This window comes from Sphingomonas carotinifaciens (assembly GCF_009789535.1).
In the GTDB taxonomy this organism is placed as follows: Bacteria; Pseudomonadota; Alphaproteobacteria; order Sphingomonadales; family Sphingomonadaceae; genus Sphingomonas; species Sphingomonas carotinifaciens.
Window position 1 is genome coordinate 2,692,985 of the sequence record NZ_WSUT01000005.1, and the last position, 14,212, is coordinate 2,707,196.

At 67.8% G+C, this 14,212-nt stretch carries 13 protein-coding genes; 9 read left to right on the forward strand and 4 right to left on the reverse strand.

Annotated features, from left to right (window positions below; translation table 11 throughout):
- The first annotated feature begins 46 nt into the window (after positions 1 to 46).
- On the forward strand, positions 47 to 1,384 hold the full coding sequence (locus tag GQR91_RS14570) for an outer membrane beta-barrel protein (protein ID WP_149683210.1): 1,338 nt from the start codon (positions 47 to 49) through the stop codon (positions 1,382 to 1,384).
- Positions 1,385 to 1,387: 3 nt separating this feature from the next.
- Here the strand turns inward: GQR91_RS14570 and GQR91_RS14575 are convergent, their stop codons facing one another.
- The 3 genes from GQR91_RS14575 to GQR91_RS14585 all read right to left on the reverse strand — a co-directional run bounded on the left by GQR91_RS14575 (position 1,388) and on the right by GQR91_RS14585 (position 4,595).
- On the reverse strand, positions 1,388 to 2,848 hold the full coding sequence (locus GQR91_RS14575; RefSeq protein WP_149683211.1) for an oligosaccharide flippase family protein: 1,461 nt from the start codon (positions 2,846 to 2,848) through the stop codon (positions 1,388 to 1,390).
- Positions 2,845 to 3,738 carry a glycosyltransferase gene (locus tag GQR91_RS14580; protein ID WP_160146845.1) on the reverse strand — a complete coding sequence of 298 codons (894 nt, stop codon included), beginning with the start codon at positions 3,736 to 3,738 and terminating at the stop codon, positions 2,845 to 2,847. Before GQR91_RS14580 ends, GQR91_RS14575 begins: the two co-directional genes overlap by 4 nt.
- A 131-nt stretch (positions 3,739 to 3,869) precedes the next feature.
- Positions 3,870 to 4,595, reverse strand: a complete 726-nt coding sequence (locus GQR91_RS14585) for a LuxR C-terminal-related transcriptional regulator (protein ID WP_112382890.1) — start codon at positions 4,593 to 4,595, stop codon at positions 3,870 to 3,872.
- Positions 4,596 to 5,040: 445 nt separating this feature from the next.
- Here GQR91_RS14585 and GQR91_RS14590 point away from each other — a divergent pair, with 445 nt between their 5' ends.
- From GQR91_RS14590 to GQR91_RS14615, 6 genes are all read left to right on the forward strand, one after another.
- Positions 5,041 to 6,126, forward strand: a complete 1,086-nt coding sequence (locus tag GQR91_RS14590; RefSeq protein ID WP_149683213.1) for an NAD-dependent epimerase/dehydratase family protein — start codon at positions 5,041 to 5,043, stop codon at positions 6,124 to 6,126.
- On the forward strand, positions 6,123 to 6,941 hold the full coding sequence (rfbF, locus tag GQR91_RS14595) for a glucose-1-phosphate cytidylyltransferase (RefSeq protein ID WP_311732282.1): 819 nt from the start codon (positions 6,123 to 6,125) through the stop codon (positions 6,939 to 6,941). The genes GQR91_RS14590 and rfbF overlap by 4 nt, the downstream gene beginning before the upstream one ends.
- On the forward strand, positions 6,938 to 8,263 hold the full coding sequence (locus tag GQR91_RS14600; protein WP_149683214.1) for an NAD(P)H-dependent oxidoreductase: 1,326 nt from the start codon (positions 6,938 to 6,940) through the stop codon (positions 8,261 to 8,263). Before rfbF ends, GQR91_RS14600 begins: the two co-directional genes overlap by 4 nt.
- A complete protein-coding gene (rfbC, locus tag GQR91_RS14605) occupies positions 8,260 to 8,808 on the forward strand; it encodes a dTDP-4-dehydrorhamnose 3,5-epimerase (protein WP_112382886.1) in 549 nt (182 codons plus the stop codon). Before GQR91_RS14600 ends, rfbC begins: the two co-directional genes overlap by 4 nt.
- A 5-nt stretch (positions 8,809 to 8,813) precedes the next feature.
- Positions 8,814 to 9,902: an NAD(P)/FAD-dependent oxidoreductase gene (locus GQR91_RS14610; RefSeq protein ID WP_149683215.1), complete on the forward strand. Its 1,089-nt coding sequence runs from the start codon at positions 8,814 to 8,816 to the stop codon at positions 9,900 to 9,902.
- A 393-nt stretch (positions 9,903 to 10,295) separates the two neighbouring features.
- On the forward strand, positions 10,296 to 10,466 hold the full coding sequence (locus tag GQR91_RS14615; protein ID WP_160146846.1) for a hypothetical protein: 171 nt from the start codon (positions 10,296 to 10,298) through the stop codon (positions 10,464 to 10,466).
- 4 nt (positions 10,467 to 10,470) lie between these two features.
- Here GQR91_RS14615 and GQR91_RS14620 read toward each other — a convergent pair whose 3' ends face one another.
- The gene (locus GQR91_RS14620; protein WP_149683216.1) at positions 10,471 to 10,947 is read right to left on the reverse strand and encodes an Lrp/AsnC family transcriptional regulator; all 477 of its coding nucleotides are present in this window, start codon (positions 10,945 to 10,947) and stop codon (positions 10,471 to 10,473) included.
- A gap of 84 nt (positions 10,948 to 11,031) precedes the next feature.
- On the opposite strand from GQR91_RS14620, the gene GQR91_RS14625 reads away from it, so the two are divergent.
- Together GQR91_RS14625 and GQR91_RS14630 are read left to right on the forward strand one after the other, a co-directional pair.
- Positions 11,032 to 12,165: a PLP-dependent cysteine synthase family protein gene (locus tag GQR91_RS14625; RefSeq protein WP_235904134.1), complete on the forward strand. Its 1,134-nt coding sequence runs from the start codon at positions 11,032 to 11,034 to the stop codon at positions 12,163 to 12,165.
- A 9-nt stretch (positions 12,166 to 12,174) separates the two neighbouring features.
- Complete coding sequence (locus tag GQR91_RS14630; protein WP_149683217.1) at positions 12,175 to 14,190, forward strand: M3 family metallopeptidase; 2,016 nt, start codon at positions 12,175 to 12,177, stop codon at positions 14,188 to 14,190.
- The last annotated feature ends 22 nt before the right edge of the window (positions 14,191 to 14,212 follow it).

Sequence of the window (14,212 nt, forward strand, 5' to 3'; positions counted from 1 at the left end):
GGCCGCCCCGCCGCCGGGCATCCGTTATCAAAAGGGGGGAACTGCCATGACGAAGACCATCCACGCCGCGCGTTCCGGGCTGCTCGCGCTCGGCCTGTCGCTGATCCCGGCGAATGCCTGGGGACAGGCCGCCACCCTGCCCCGGCTGGGCGAGATCCCGGCACTGCGCATCGACCAGGGCGCCGATCAGGGCATCGACCTCGACGTCGCCCGCCGCCGCCGACCCGCCTTCGATCCGGTCGGCGTAACCCTGGGCAACTGGCGGCTTTTCCCCAGCATCACCACCGGCATCGGGGCCGACAGCAATCCCTTCGGCGTGGAAACCAACCGCCAGGGCGACCTGTTCGTCCAGGTCGAACCCTCGCTCGTCGCCAGCGACAATTTCTCCAGTGGCGAGCTCCGGCTGGAGGCGAGCGGCCGTTTCGCGCGCTTCGCCGACGAATCCCAGGCCAACGAAACCAGCTACCGCACCGCGGCCTATGGCCGCTACGAAACCGGCACCCGCGCCGTGCTGGAGGCCGGGGCCGATTTCTCGCAACTGATCGAACGACGCGACTCCAGCGGCTTTCCCAACGGCCGGGTCGGCCCCGTCCGCTATCTCCAGACGCTTGGCTGGGCGCGCGGTCGTTACGAGATCGGCCGAGTGCGTGCACTGGCGCAGGTCGATTACATCAACCTCAACTTCCGCGACAGCAACGCCTTGTCGATCACCGGTGCGCCCATCGGTCGCATCGACCAGGACGTGCGCGACTCCCATAGCTGGCGCGGAACCCTGCGCGGAGAATATGAAATCGGCCCCGACCTCGCCGTTTTCGCGCAAGGGGTGCGCGGATCGATCGACTATCGGCGCGAGAATATCGCCCCCGGCGTCCCCAACCTCACCGGCACCACCACCACCGCGCTGGCCGGCATCGCCTTTGGCGCGAACCGGCTGATCCAGGGGTCGGTCGGCGCCGGCTATGTCTGGCGCGATTACGACCGCGCCGCGATCGGCCAGATCAAGGGCTTCGCGCTGAACGGCGACCTGCGCTATTTCATCACCCCCGTCCTTACCTTGTCGGCGCAGGCATCGCGTACCGTCGAGGAAGCCGTGCTTCAGAACGCGTCCGGCTATATCAGCACCGCCTTGTCCGGCCGTGCCGATTTCGAGCTGCTGCGCGAGCTTATCCTCAATGTCGGTGCCGGCTATCGCTACAACGACTTCCGCGACAATCCGCGTCGCGACAAGGTGTGGGAGATGTCGGCGGGCGCGCGCTACAGCGTCAACCGCAACTTCGCGCTGGAAGGCGATGTCAGCTATCTGGACCGCTCCGTCCGGAACGACGCCTTCGCCCCCAGCTTCGATCAGGTCCGCATCTTCGTGCGCACCCGCTTCACCCTCTAGCCATCACGCCTCCACCGGCCGCTTGCCGCGGCCGGCCATTTCCAGCGCGGTGGCAAAGGTCGTGCGGAACAGTTGCGGCGCCACCATGCGCAGCAACCCGCCATAGAGCAGCATGCCCGCCGGGATCATCACCATCAGCACCACCGGCCCCGGCAGCACCGCCGCCAGCACCGGCCGCATCGCGAATAGCGCGACCATCATCGCGACCGCCGCCGCCACCGACGGCAACAGCGCCGTGCCGATCGTCCGCCACCCCAGCCCCATCGCATGCATCGCAAAGCGCAGGCGCAGCGGCAGTACGATCAGCGTCGCCATCGACACCCCCGCCGCCAGCGCCACCGGTCCATGCGGCGCCGCGATCCACAGCATCGCCACGTTCACCCCCGCCGCCACCCCGGACGTCAACGCATCATGATGCGATCGCTGCTCCACCAGCAGCGCGGAGCTGGCGAACTGCCCCAGCGCGGCCAGATACCCGCTTGCCGCCAGCGCGGTCAGGATCGGCGCGGACGCCTCCCACCGCGCGCCGAGCAGCAGGTGAACAAGGAACGGCGAGGCGGCGGCCAGCCCGGCAAAGGCCGGGGCCACCGCCAGGCTCATCATCGTGAGCCCGGCGGCAAAGGCGCGCGCGCGTGCCCGGTCGTCGGCGATCCCGGCGAGCGCGGGCAGCGTGACCGAGGAAATCGCGTTGACCAGCATCATGTTGGCGGACAGCATGATCCGCTTGGCCGCGTTGTAGATGCCCGCCGCCGCCGGCCCGAACCATGCGGACGCAAAGAACAGGTCGGCATCGGTCGCCACCGCATTCCATGCCGCGCCCAGCGAGATATGCCGCGCCCGCCTCCACAGGTCGCGCAAACCCGCCCATGGCAGCCAGGGCCGCGGCCGATAGGGCGCGCTGACCCACAAGGTGATGATATTGAACAGGTTGATGGTCAGTTGCTGGCCGACGAGGCTCCACAGGTCGAACCCGGCGAACGCCATGCCCAGCCCCACCACGCCGCCCGCGACCACCGACAGCGTTGATCGCACGGCCAGCGCCCGGAAACGCATCTGCCGGGCCAGCCACGCGCCGTGCGTGCCCGCCAGCCCCATCACCAGCAGGATCACCGACAGCACGCGTAGCACCGGCGCCGCTTCCGGCGAGCCGATCAGCCGGGTCAGCTCCGCCGCGCTCAACGCGACGACGCCCGCGCTCAGGCCACCCAGGATCAGGATGACGTTGAAGCACAGGTCGTAATCGCGGTTGCTGACCTCGGTGCGCGCATTGGTGGCGTTGGTGACCGGGTCGATCAATAGACGCCGCACCACCTCCACCACCGCCAGGCTGACCGCGACCAGCCCGAAACTGGCCTGCGACACGAACCGCGCGATGACCAGAAAGACCAGCAGCGACAACATCTGCCCCGCCCCCTGGCCCAGCACGGCCCAGGCGGCGTGGCCGCCCATACGCGCACGGCTCATGTGGCGGGCTGGAACAGGAAGCCGTGCAACAGGCCGCGCAGGATCAGCGCCGCGCCGTGCCAGCGGCCGCGCGTCGCCATCCCGGCGGCAAGCCGCGTCTGCCGGATCAGCAGGTAGATCAACTGCCGCTTGCGCTCGTACCGCCGGGTGGTGAAGGTCGTGTTGCGCACCATGAAATAATGGTAGCGGATACGCTCCGGATTGCGCTCGGTGCGGATGTCCAGCTGGCCCTCCGTCGCGCGGGCGTGCAGCACGGTGCTGCCCCCCACCAGGAAACCGGGCCGCTCGCGGCTGATCCGCACGGTATATTCGCGGTCCTCGCCCCACATGAACATGTCCGCCAGCGGCAGGCCATGTTCCTCGACCGTGGCGCGCGGCAGCAGGATCGACACGAACGTCGCACCCCTGGTCGGCACCATGCCATGGTCCAGCAGCAGCGGCCAGTTCTGGAAGCCGATCGCGTTGGCCCGCCGGTCCAGGTCGGGCACGTCGGTCAGCGCGCCGCTCCGGCCGCGCGCGCGCGACACCAGATAGCTGGGGCTCACCCCCTGCCCCGCCAGCGTCTCGTCCGCCGCCAGCAACCGCTCCAGCGCGTCACGGTCCGGCAACACGTCGTCGTCCATCATCCAGACGTGATCGGCATCCGTCTCGAACGCATCGTGCAGGGCGGCGCGAAAGCCGCCGGCCGCGCCGACATTGCGGGGCAGCGACACCAGTTGCACCCGTTCGCCCCATTCGCGGCGGATGAACGGCGCGGTGCCGTCGGTGCTGGCATTGTCCAGCACCAGGATACGGTCCGGCACGCGCGACTGCCCGACCAGCGCGGTCAGGCACTGGTCGAGCATCGACCGCCGATTATAGGTCAGCACCACGGCACAGACGATCGACATGCGCATTCCCCTTCGCCTCCGCTCCGATGGCGGGCCCCCTGATCGGGCGCGTCTTCAGGATAAGGCCATGCTGCACTGCGTCGCGCGCTATTCCGATATACCCCGGCCGGCTGACCGGCGGGGTTCGCCCCTTATTGCAGCTGCTGTCCGATGCGCTGCTGGATCAGTTGGCGGGCATGATGGCTCGGATGACCATCAGCCGTCGGCGCGTTTCCCCGCTCGCCCAGCGCCCAGATCGCCGCCTGGGTACGGTTCTGCACGCCGATCTTGCGCAGGATCGCCTTGACGTGGACCTTCACCGTCGCCTCACTGATGCCCAGCTCGCGCGAGATGATCTTGTTGGGATTGCCCGACACCAGACAGGTCAGGATCTGCACCTCGCGCGTGGACAGCCCGGCCGCCTGGATCGATGCGGTGCTGCCCACCGGCTCGCTCTGCCCGATATGATGACGCAGCGTCTCGGCCAGGTTGCTGGGCATCACCTTCTCGCCGTCCGCCACCAGGTTCAGCAGCTTGATGAGCGAGGTCGATGCGATCCGCTTGACGATATAGCCATAGGCGCCCTGGTCGAAATTGCGCGCCATCACGTCGAAATCGAACTGGTCCGCAAGGATCACGATCCGCGCGGCCGGCGATGCTTCCAGCAGGTCCTGGGTCAGCGTCCGGTCGGGCGTCGCCAGCCCGTCCACCACCACCAGATTGCAGTCGTCGGGGTGCAGGGCCACCGCCTGCGCCACATCGTCCGGATCGGACACCAAGGCGGTGATACGGAACCCCTGCTCCCTCAGCACGCGGTCCAGCCCTTCAAGGGCGATGGGATTGCTCCCCAGCAGTGTAACCCGAATGTCCGATATCATGATGGTCCCCCTCGTTGCGTGGCTTAACCCCTCAAGTCACGTTGCATGTTCCAACCGGGTCGCACCCTATACTCAGGCTGCCTCCCTCGCCGTCCGAATTCGCAGACGATGTAACCGGAAAGTCAGTCAACAGCAGTCATTATGCATTAAAGCACGTTAACCTGCCCAAGGCACAAAATGGTTACTACGTCGGTAATTAGAAGTCACCATTAACATCTTGCCAAAAATGGGACTCGCAACAACTTGGTCAATTTCAGGAATAAAATCACATTCATTATGCTGTGCCCGAATAACATGTAAGAATCTCTATGTACGCCCCTGGGATGATGTCCCGATGATCGGGGCGACACGGGGCCTAGCTTCGGGAATGTTGCACCTGCTGCCGAATGAGCCCGCATCAACGGGCGGCAGTTTTTGGAACAGTCATCCACGAAGGGGTGCGTCGATGAAGATCCTCATCACCGGCAATATGGGCTATGTCGGGCCCGCGGTGGTCCGTCACTTGCGTAGCCGGTTTCCTGACGCCGTCCTCGACGGCTTCGACGCGGGCTTTTTCGCGCATTGCCTGACGACGCGGAACGGCCTACCGGAACGCGACCTGAACCGCCAGAGCTTCGGCGATGCGCGCGCGCTGCGTGCCGGCGACCTTCAGGGCTATGACGCGGTGGTCATCCTGGCGGCGGTGTCGAACGACCCGATGGGAGAGCGGTTCGCCGGCGTCACCGATGCCATCAACCGCGAGGCGGCGGTGTCGCTCGCCCGGGCGGCCTCGGATGCCGGCGTGCGAAACGTCGTCTTCGCCTCCAGCTGCAGCGTATACGGCATCGCCCAGGGCGGGCCGCGGCGCGAGGATGATCCGGTCAACCCGATCACCGCCTATGCCGCCTCCAAGATCGGCACCGAACAGGCGCTGGCCACGATCGGCGGCGACACCGTCATCACCAGCCTGCGCTTCGCCACCGCCTGCGGCATGTCGGCGCGCCTGCGCCTCGACCTCGTCCTCAACGATTTTGTCGCCAGCGCCCTCGCCACCGGCCGCATCACCATCCTTTCCGACGGCACCCCCTGGCGCCCGCTGATCGACGTGGCCGACATGGCGCGCGCGATCGAATGGGCCGCGACGCGCACCGCCGATCATGGCGGCCGCAACCTCGTCGTCAATGCCGGGGCCACCACCGCCAATTACCAGGTCCGCGATCTGGCGCAGGCGGTGGGTCGTCTCGTCCCCGGTTGCACTGTGTCCATCAACCATGATGCGCCGGTCGACTCCCGCTCCTACCAGGTCGATTTCAGCCGCTTTGCGCAATTGGCGCCGGCGCACCGTCCGCAACTATCGCTCGATGACTCCATCCAGGGCCTGATCGCAGGTCTTCAGGGGATCGACTTCGCCGACCCGGATTTCCGCACCTCCTCGCTGATCCGGCTTCAGGTCCTGAAAGGCCTGATCGCCGATGGCTTCCTCAGCGAAGACCTCCACTGGTCGAAGCCGGACGCCCCCCACTGGACGCCCGAAATCGAGGAGGCGGCATGATGAAGGCTGTTCTGCTGGCCGGCGGCTTCGGCACCCGCCTCGCCGAGGAAACTACCGTCACCCCCAAGCCGATGGTGGAGATCGGCGGCAAGCCGATCATGTGGCACATCATGAAGATCTATGCCCATTACGGCATCACCGATTTCGTGGTGCTGGGCGGCTACAAGGTCGATTATATCCGCAGCTACTTCCTGAACTATCAGGCGCGCAACTGCGACATGGTGGTCAATCTGGGCACCGGTGCCGTCGAATGGCTGAGCTGCGCGACCGAGGACTGGCGTGTCACCATCCTCGATACCGGGCTGGATTCGATGACCGGCGGCCGTCTGCGCCGCGCCCGTCATCTGCTTCAGGACGGGCCCTTCTGCCTGACCTATGGCGACGGCGTCAGCGACGTCGATATCCCCGCGCTGGTCCAGCAGCACAAGGACAGCGGCGCCTGGTGCACGCTGACCGCCGTGTCGCAACCGGGTCGCTACGGCGCGCTGCGCATCGATGGCGGCACGCAGGTGCAGGGCTTCAGCGAGAAGGGCAAGTCGGACGGGGGCATGATCAATGGCGGCTTCTTCGTGTGTTCGCCCGAGATGCTCGACCTGATCGACAATGACGACACGGTGCTGGAAAATGAGCCGATGGACCGGCTGATCGCCGCCGGCCGGCTCGGTGCCTATCGTCATGACGGCTTCTGGCAGAGCATGGACACGCTGCGCGACAAGCATCTGCTCGAAAGCCTGTGGCAGGGGGGCAGCCCGCCCTGGAAGGTCTGGCACGACACCGCACCCGCCAGCGTCACGCCACTGAGGCGCACGGCATGATCCTCGTCGATACCGCGCTTGCCGCGCGCGAAGCGGCCGGCAACCCGATCCGCGTCGGCATCGTCGGCGCCGGCTTCCAGGGTGCCGCCATCGTCCGCCAGATCGTGCGATCCACCAAGGGGATGCGCGTCGTCGCGGTCGCCAACCGCAACCTTGCCACCGCGGTCGCCGCGGTCGAGGTACTCGGCATCGCACCTCTGGTCTGCGACGACCGTCCTGCGATCGAACGCGCGATCGCCACCGGCCGTATCGCGGTCACCGACGATGCGGTGGGGCTTGCACAGGCGGACGGCATCGATGTCGTGGTCGAGGTGACGGGCTCGGTCGACTATGCCGCCACCGTCGTCCTCGCCGCGATCGAGGCGGGCAAGCACGTCGTGCAGATGAACGCCGAACTGGACGGCACCGTCGGCCCGGTGCTCAAGGCGCGTGCCGATGCGGCCGGCGTCATCTACACCTTCTCCGACGGCGATCAGCCGGGGGTGCAGATGAACCTCGTCCGCTTCGTCCGCGGCCTCGGGGTCACGCCCGTCCTGTGCGGCAATATCAAGGGGTTGCAGGACCCGTATCGCAATCCGACCACCCAGGCCGGCTTTGCCGAGAAATGGGGGCAGAAGCCCGCCATGGTCGCCTCCTTCGCCGATGGCACCAAGATCTCCTATGAACAGGCGGTGGTCGCCAACGGCACCGGCTTTCGCGTCGCGCAGCGCGGCATGGTCGGCCCCGATCCCACGGGTCGCGATCCCACCGTGCCGCTGCAACCGCTGGAGGACATCATCGCGCCGCTGGCCGATGCGCTCGACACGCATGGGCCCGGTCTGGTCGATTATGTCGTCGGCGCCCGCCCCGGCCCCGGCGTCTTCGTGCTGGGCACGCATGACGACCCGCGCCAGCAGCATTTCCTCAACCTCTACAAGCTTGGCGCCGGCCCCTATTACCTGTTCTACACCCCCTATCATCTCTGCCATTTCGAGGTGCCGACCTCGATCGCGCGCGCCGCGCTGTTCGGCGACGCAGTGCTCGCCCCCTCGGGCGGGCCGCAGGTGGGCGTGGTCGCCGCCGCCAAGAAGGACCTCCATCCCGGCGACCGCATTGCCGAGTTCGGCGGCTATGAATGCTACGGCGTGGCGGAGAATTATCCGGTGATCGAACATGACCGCCTGTTGCCGCTCGGCCTTGCGCTCGACTGCACCGTCACCCGCTTCGTCGCCCGGGACAGCATCCTCACCTACGCCGATGTCGCCATCCCCGAAGGCCGCCTCGTCGATCGCCTCTACGCCGAACAGGCCGCCCTGTTCTCCACCAGGAGCCTAGCCGCATGAAATTCCACAAGACCGATCTCCAGGACGCCCTGCTGATCGAACTGGAGGAGCGCGGCGACGAACGCGGCTTCTTTGCCCGGTCGATGTGTCAGGACGAGTTCACCGCCGCCGGCATGATCCCGGCCTATGTGCAGCAGAACGTGTCGATGTCCGCGCACAAGGGCACGGTGCGCGGCATGCATTTCCAGCGCGCACCGCATAGCGAGGCCAAGCTGATCCGCTGCGTGCGCGGCGCGATCCTGGACGTGATCGTCGATCTGCGCCCCGCCTCGCCCAGCTATATGCGCTCCGAGGCCTTTCTGCTCGACGATCGCGACCGTCGCCAGCTCTACGTGCCGCCGGGCTTCGCGCACGGCTTCCAGACGCTGACCGACGATGTCGAGGTGACCTATCTGGTTTCCGCCCTGTATACGCCGTCATCGGAAGGCGGACTTCGCCACGACGATCCCGAACTCGGCATCGCATGGCCGCTCGTCGCCACCGTCGTCTCGCCCAAAGATGCCGCCTGGCCGCTGATCGACCGCGCCGCGCTGCCGGCGCTCTGACCCAAATGGCCGATATCGATGCGGTGGTGGTGGGCGCAGGCGTCATCGGCCTCGCCATCGCCCGGCGGCTCGCCACCGCCGGCCTGTCCACGATCCTCGTGGAGGGGGACGCCGTGGTCGGCAACGGCACCAGCTCGCGCAACAGCGAGGTGATCCATGCCGGCCTCTATTACGGCGCGACGCCCCGCAAGCGGGCCATGTGCATCGCCGGGCGCGAACATCTCTACGCCTATGCGCGGATGCGCGGCGTCGCCCATCGCCGCATCGGCAAGCTGATCGTCGCGTTCGAGGCTGCCGAGCTCGCCACCCTGTCGCGCATCATGGACGATGCGCGCGCCGCCGGCGTCGACGATCTGGTGGCACTCACCGGCGCGGACGCGCGCGCGCTCGAACCGGAACTTCGCTGCGCCGGAGCCCTGCTGTCGCCATCGACCGGGATCATCGACAGCCACGGACTGATGCAGGCGCTGCTCGCCGATGCCGAGGATGCCGGCGCTGTCCTCGCCTGCCGCACGCGCGTGTCGGGGCTGGTGCCGGGGCGCGGCGGCTGGACCGTCATGGTGGACGGCGAGCCCGCGCTGACCGCCACCCGCATCGTCAACGCCGCCGGCCTGGGCGCCGCCGCACTCGCCGCGGCGACCGAGGGGTTGGAACACGTCCCAACGCTCCGCTACGCGCGCGGTCATTATTTCACCTATGCCGGCCGGGTGCCCTTCACGCGCCTCATCTATCCGGTGCCCGTGCCCGGAGGCCTCGGCACGCACCTCACCCTCGACCTGTCGGGCAACGCCCGCTTCGGCCCCGACGTCGAATGGATCGACACTATCGACTACCGCGTCGACCCCGCCCGCGGCGACAGCTTCCGCGCGGCCGCCGCCCGCATCTGGCCCGCGCTCGACCCCAGCCGGATCGCCCCCGGCTATGCCGGCATCCGCCCCAAGCTCGGCGGTCCTGGCGACCCCGCCGCCGACTTCGCGATCGACGGTCCCACCGAACACGGCCTCGCCGGTCTGGTCAACCTCTACGGCATCGAATCCCCCGGCCTCACCGCCTCGCTCGCCATCGCCGACGACGTCGCCCTCCGCATCGCCTGAGGCACAACCCGTCTCGCCTGGCCGCCGAGCGGCTGTACCGGACCCGTATCGGGGGCGGTATATCGCGGAACAGGTCGGCTTGCGCCGTGCATAGGGAAATTCCGGCACGGCGACGGGGGCCGCCGGGGGTGGGTCGGGGCCGCCGCCGTGCACGTTTCGGAAGGTAGCCTTGGCGGCCCGCCCTGCCTCTGTCGGGCCATGCGGCACGGGGCAGCCGATCGCCCCGCCGTCCCCATCCTACGCTTTTGGCAGGCCAGCCCAATCGCCAGCACGGTGGTCATACCTCTGCCCCCGAACACTCCTTCCGAGATGGCGGCCTGCCGGAATTGCCGATCGCAAGCGCGCCTCTACCGATTATCTTCAAGGGACCAACATCATGCAGGGAGGATCGCCATGCCCGTGAGCCACCGGCCTTTGCCCGTTCGCCTCTCCGATCTGCACGGCGATGCGCGACTGGCGGCGCTGCACGACCGTGCGGCACGTGCAACGGCGGAATGGCGGCGGCGCGAGGCACGCGCTCGCCAGTTCGGCATCTTCGCCCGGTTGCTGCCGCCCGGCTGGTAGGGACTTATCCGTCCCGCCCCGGCAACGGGATGGCGGTGCTGCACTTGATCTCCTCCATCGCGAACGCCGCACTCACATCGGTCAGGCGGACCCGCTCGATCAGCCGCTTGTACGCCCGGTCATAGGCCTGGATGTCGGCCACCCGTATCTTGATCAGATAATCGGTCTCGCCCGCCATCCGATAGAATTCCACCACCTCGGGCAGGTCGCGGACCGCCGCCGAAAACTCCGCCAGCCACGCCGCCGAATGCTCCGCGGTACGCACGCTGACGAACACGGTCATCCCTGCATTCAGCTTCGCTGGATCGAGCAGCGCGACGCGTGCGCGTATATAGCCCTCGTCCTCCAGCCGCTTGATCCGCCGCCAGCAGGCATTGTGCGACAGGTGCACCCGGTTGGCGACCTCCGCCACCGACAGCGTCGCGTCCCGCTGCACCTCGTCGAGAATGGCGAAGTCGATTTTGTCGAGATTGGCCGTCATGACGGTAAGATTATCCCAATGCTCGGCCCAAATCGAGCAAAGTTTGGGAGGTTTTTACGGTGCAATCGAGATACCCTTTGGCGCATGCTGATGCCCCTCGCCACGCTGCCCCCCTCCTGCCCGCTCGCCGAAACGCTGGGCGTCATCGCCACCGAACGCCCGGACGATCGCGACTTCGTCGATGCCGCACTCGCCATCATCGACCGCGACCGGCGGCGCTGCCCGGAAACGCCGCTGCTCACGCTGCACCTGCCCGCGACCCCGGGCATCGACCTGTATCTGAAGGACGAATCCGCCCACCCGACGGGCAGCCTCAAGCATCGTCTGGCCCGGTCGCTGTTCACCGCCGGCCTTGTCGCCGGGGTCATCCGCTGCGACACGCCGTTGGTCGAGGCGTCATCGGGCTCGACCGCGGTGTCGGAGGCCTATTTCGCCCGTCTTCTCGGCCTGCCCTTCCATGCCGTCATGCCGGTCGGCACCTCGGTGGCAAAGGTCCGCGCGATCGAGGCGCAGGGGGGCCTGTGTCACCTCGTCGCGCCCCATGCGCTCTATGCCGAGGCCGCATCGCTGGCCCGGGCGCAGGGCGGCGTCTATCTCGATCAGTTCACCAACGCGGCCCGCGCCACCGACTGGCGCTGCGACAACATCGGCTCGGCCATCCTTCAGCAGATGGCGGGCGAACCCCATGCGCTCCCCGCCTGGATCGTGGCCGGTGCCGGCACCGGCGGCACCGCCGCCACCATCGGCCGCCACCTGCGCTATCGCGGCCTTTCCACCCGGCTGTGCGTCGCCGATGTCGAACACAGCGCCTTTTTCGAGGGGTATCGCGACGCCGATCCCGATGCCACCGCCGATCGCCCGTCGCGGATCGAAGGGGTCGGGCGCCCCCGCGTCGAACCCTCCTTCCTGCCCGGCACCGTCGACCGGATGATGAAGCTGCCCGATGCCGTCTCGATCGCGGGCATGCGTATCGCGGGTGATCTGCTCGGCCGCCACGTCGGTCCCTCGACCGGGCTCAATTTCGTCGCCACCGCCCTGCTTGCCACCCAGATGCACGCCGCCGGGCAATCGGGATCGATCGCCACCATCCTGTGCGATGCAGGCGATCGCTACGCCGAATGTCATCAGGATCGCGACTGGTTGGCCCGACAAGGCCTTGCCACGGCGGTCGACACTGCCGAAGTTCAACTGCGCAACGCCCTGCTGCGGCGGCCCTAAGGAGCCTTCATGTCCCCCAATCCCCTGCTTGCCGACCATGATCTGCCCGACTTCGCCGCGATCCGCCCCGAACATCTCGTTCCCGCTGTCACCGGTCTGATCGAACAGGGCCGCGCCGCCGCCGATGCGATAGCCGGCTCCAACATCCGTGACTTCGACAGCGTCGTTCTCGCCAGCGAGCGGGCGGGCTTTGCCCTGGCGCGCGGCTGGTCGCCCGCCGGGCATCTCCATGCCGTCGCCGACACGCCCGAATACCGCGCCGCCTATGCGCAGGCGCAGACCATGCTCGCCGAATATGGCATGGAAGCCGCGCAGGACGCCCGCCTCTATGCGGCCTATGCGCTGGTCGATGCGACCGGCCAGTCCCCTGCCGCCGAACGGGCGGTCGAGTTGGCGCTGCGCGATTTCCGTCTCGCCGGTGTCGCGCTGGAGGACGAGGCCAAGGCGCGGTACCGCCAGATCGGCGTCGAGCTGAACCAGTTGGCCACCGAGTTCAGCAACGCCGTGCTGGACGCCACGGAGGCGTGGAGCGAGCACGTCACCGACGAGGCACTGCTGGACGGCCTGCCTGACACCGCCAAGGCGATCCTCGCCGGCTATGCCGCGGAAAAGGATCTGGACGGCTGGCTCGTCACCTTGCGCGAACCCAGCGTGCAGGCGGTTTTGACCCATGCCCGCAACCGCGACCTGCGCGCCCGCCTGTACCGCGCCTACACCACCCGCGCATCCGACCAGGCGGCCGATACCAGCCTCGACAACGGCCCCCGGATCGAGCGTATCATGGCGCTGCGTCATGAGGCGGCGCAACTGCTCGGCTTCTCCGATGCCGCGGCGCGTTCGGTGGAAACCAAGATGACGCAGTCGGCGGACGAGGCGCTCGCCTTTCTTGCCGATCTCGCCCGCCGTGCCCGCCCGCTGGCCGAGGCCGAACTGGCCGAAGCACGCGAGTTCGCCGCCGAGCGGTTCGGCATCGCCGAGTTGATGCCATGGGATACCGGCTTCGTTGCCGAGGCGCTGCGCCGCGAGCGCTACGGCGTCGACCGGGAGGCGATCCGCGCCTATTTCCCGCTGCCCCGCGTGATGCAGGGCACCCGCGCCTTGATACGCCGCCTCTTCAATGTCGAACTGGTCGAGCGGGATGACGTATCGACCTGGCACGCCGATGTCCGCTTCTACGATGTGGTGGATGCCGCCGGTGCGGTCGTCGCCGGCGTCTATCTGGATCTCCACGCCCGCGCCGGCAAGCGTGGCGGCGCCTGGATGGACGTGTGCCGCCCGCGCTTCCGCGATGCCGACCGCTTCCACCGACCCGTCGCCTATCTCACCTGCAACTTCCCGCCCGCCACCGCCGATGGCTCCGCCCTGCTCGCGCACGGCGACGTGGTGACGCTGCTCCATGAATTCGGCCACGTTCTCCATCATCTGCTGACCGAGGTCGATCTGCCCTCGATCGGCGGCATTTCCAGCGTGGAATGGGACGCAGTCGAACTGCCCAGCCAGTTCATGGAGAATTTCGCCTGGGACCGCGCCACTCTGGCGGAGCTTTCCGGCCATGTCGCCACCGGCGAGCCGTTGCCGGACGCCATGTTCGCGCAAATGCTGGCCGCGCGCCGTTTCCAGGCCGGGCTGTTCCTGCTGCGTCAGGTCGAATTCGCCACCTTTGACCTGCGACTCCACCGCGATTACGATCCGGCCCGGGGCGCGCGGGTCATGGAGGTGCTGGACGCCGTGCGTTCCGAGGTGGCGGTGATCGTGCCCCCCGCCTGGAACCGCTTCCCCCACGGCTTCTCGCACATCTTCGCCGGAGGCTATGCCGCCGGCTATTACAGCTATCTCTGGGCCGAGCTGCTCTCGGCGGACGCCTTCGCCGCCTTTGCCGCAGAGGGTCAGCCGGCCGGCGAACGCTTCCGTCGCGAGGTGCTCGCACGGGGTGCAAGCCGTAGCGCCAGCGACAATTTCCGCGCTTTCCGCGGCCGCGCGCCGGAGCCGGATGCGCTGCTCCGCCACCACGGCTTGGCCGCCTGATCGCGGGGCAACGGGGCAGGCG

Coding starts and splice junctions, on each gene's coding strand:
- GQR91_RS14600 (WP_149683214.1), top strand. CDS start 6,938: ATGATCCTCGTCGATACCGCGCTTGCCGCGCGCGAAGCGGCCGGCAAC.
- GQR91_RS14625 (WP_235904134.1), top strand. CDS start 11,032: ATGCTGATGCCCCTCGCCACGCTGCCCCCCTCCTGCCCGCTCGCCGAA.
- GQR91_RS14615 (WP_160146846.1), top strand. CDS start 10,296: ATGCCCGTGAGCCACCGGCCTTTGCCCGTTCGCCTCTCCGATCTGCAC.
- rfbF (WP_311732282.1), top strand. CDS start 6,123: ATGATGAAGGCTGTTCTGCTGGCCGGCGGCTTCGGCACCCGCCTCGCC.
- GQR91_RS14610 (WP_149683215.1), top strand. CDS start 8,814: ATGGCCGATATCGATGCGGTGGTGGTGGGCGCAGGCGTCATCGGCCTC.
- GQR91_RS14590 (WP_149683213.1), top strand. CDS start 5,041: ATGAAGATCCTCATCACCGGCAATATGGGCTATGTCGGGCCCGCGGTG.
- GQR91_RS14630 (WP_149683217.1), top strand. CDS start 12,175: ATGTCCCCCAATCCCCTGCTTGCCGACCATGATCTGCCCGACTTCGCC.
- GQR91_RS14585 (WP_112382890.1), bottom strand. CDS start 4,595: ATGATATCGGACATTCGGGTTACACTGCTGGGGAGCAATCCCATCGCC.
- GQR91_RS14580 (WP_160146845.1), bottom strand. CDS start 3,738: ATGTCGATCGTCTGTGCCGTGGTGCTGACCTATAATCGGCGGTCGATG.
- GQR91_RS14575 (WP_149683211.1), bottom strand. CDS start 2,848: ATGAGCCGTGCGCGTATGGGCGGCCACGCCGCCTGGGCCGTGCTGGGC.
- GQR91_RS14620 (WP_149683216.1), bottom strand. CDS start 10,947: ATGACGGCCAATCTCGACAAAATCGACTTCGCCATTCTCGACGAGGTG.
- GQR91_RS14570 (WP_149683210.1), top strand. CDS start 47: ATGACGAAGACCATCCACGCCGCGCGTTCCGGGCTGCTCGCGCTCGGC.
- rfbC (WP_112382886.1), top strand. CDS start 8,260: ATGAAATTCCACAAGACCGATCTCCAGGACGCCCTGCTGATCGAACTG.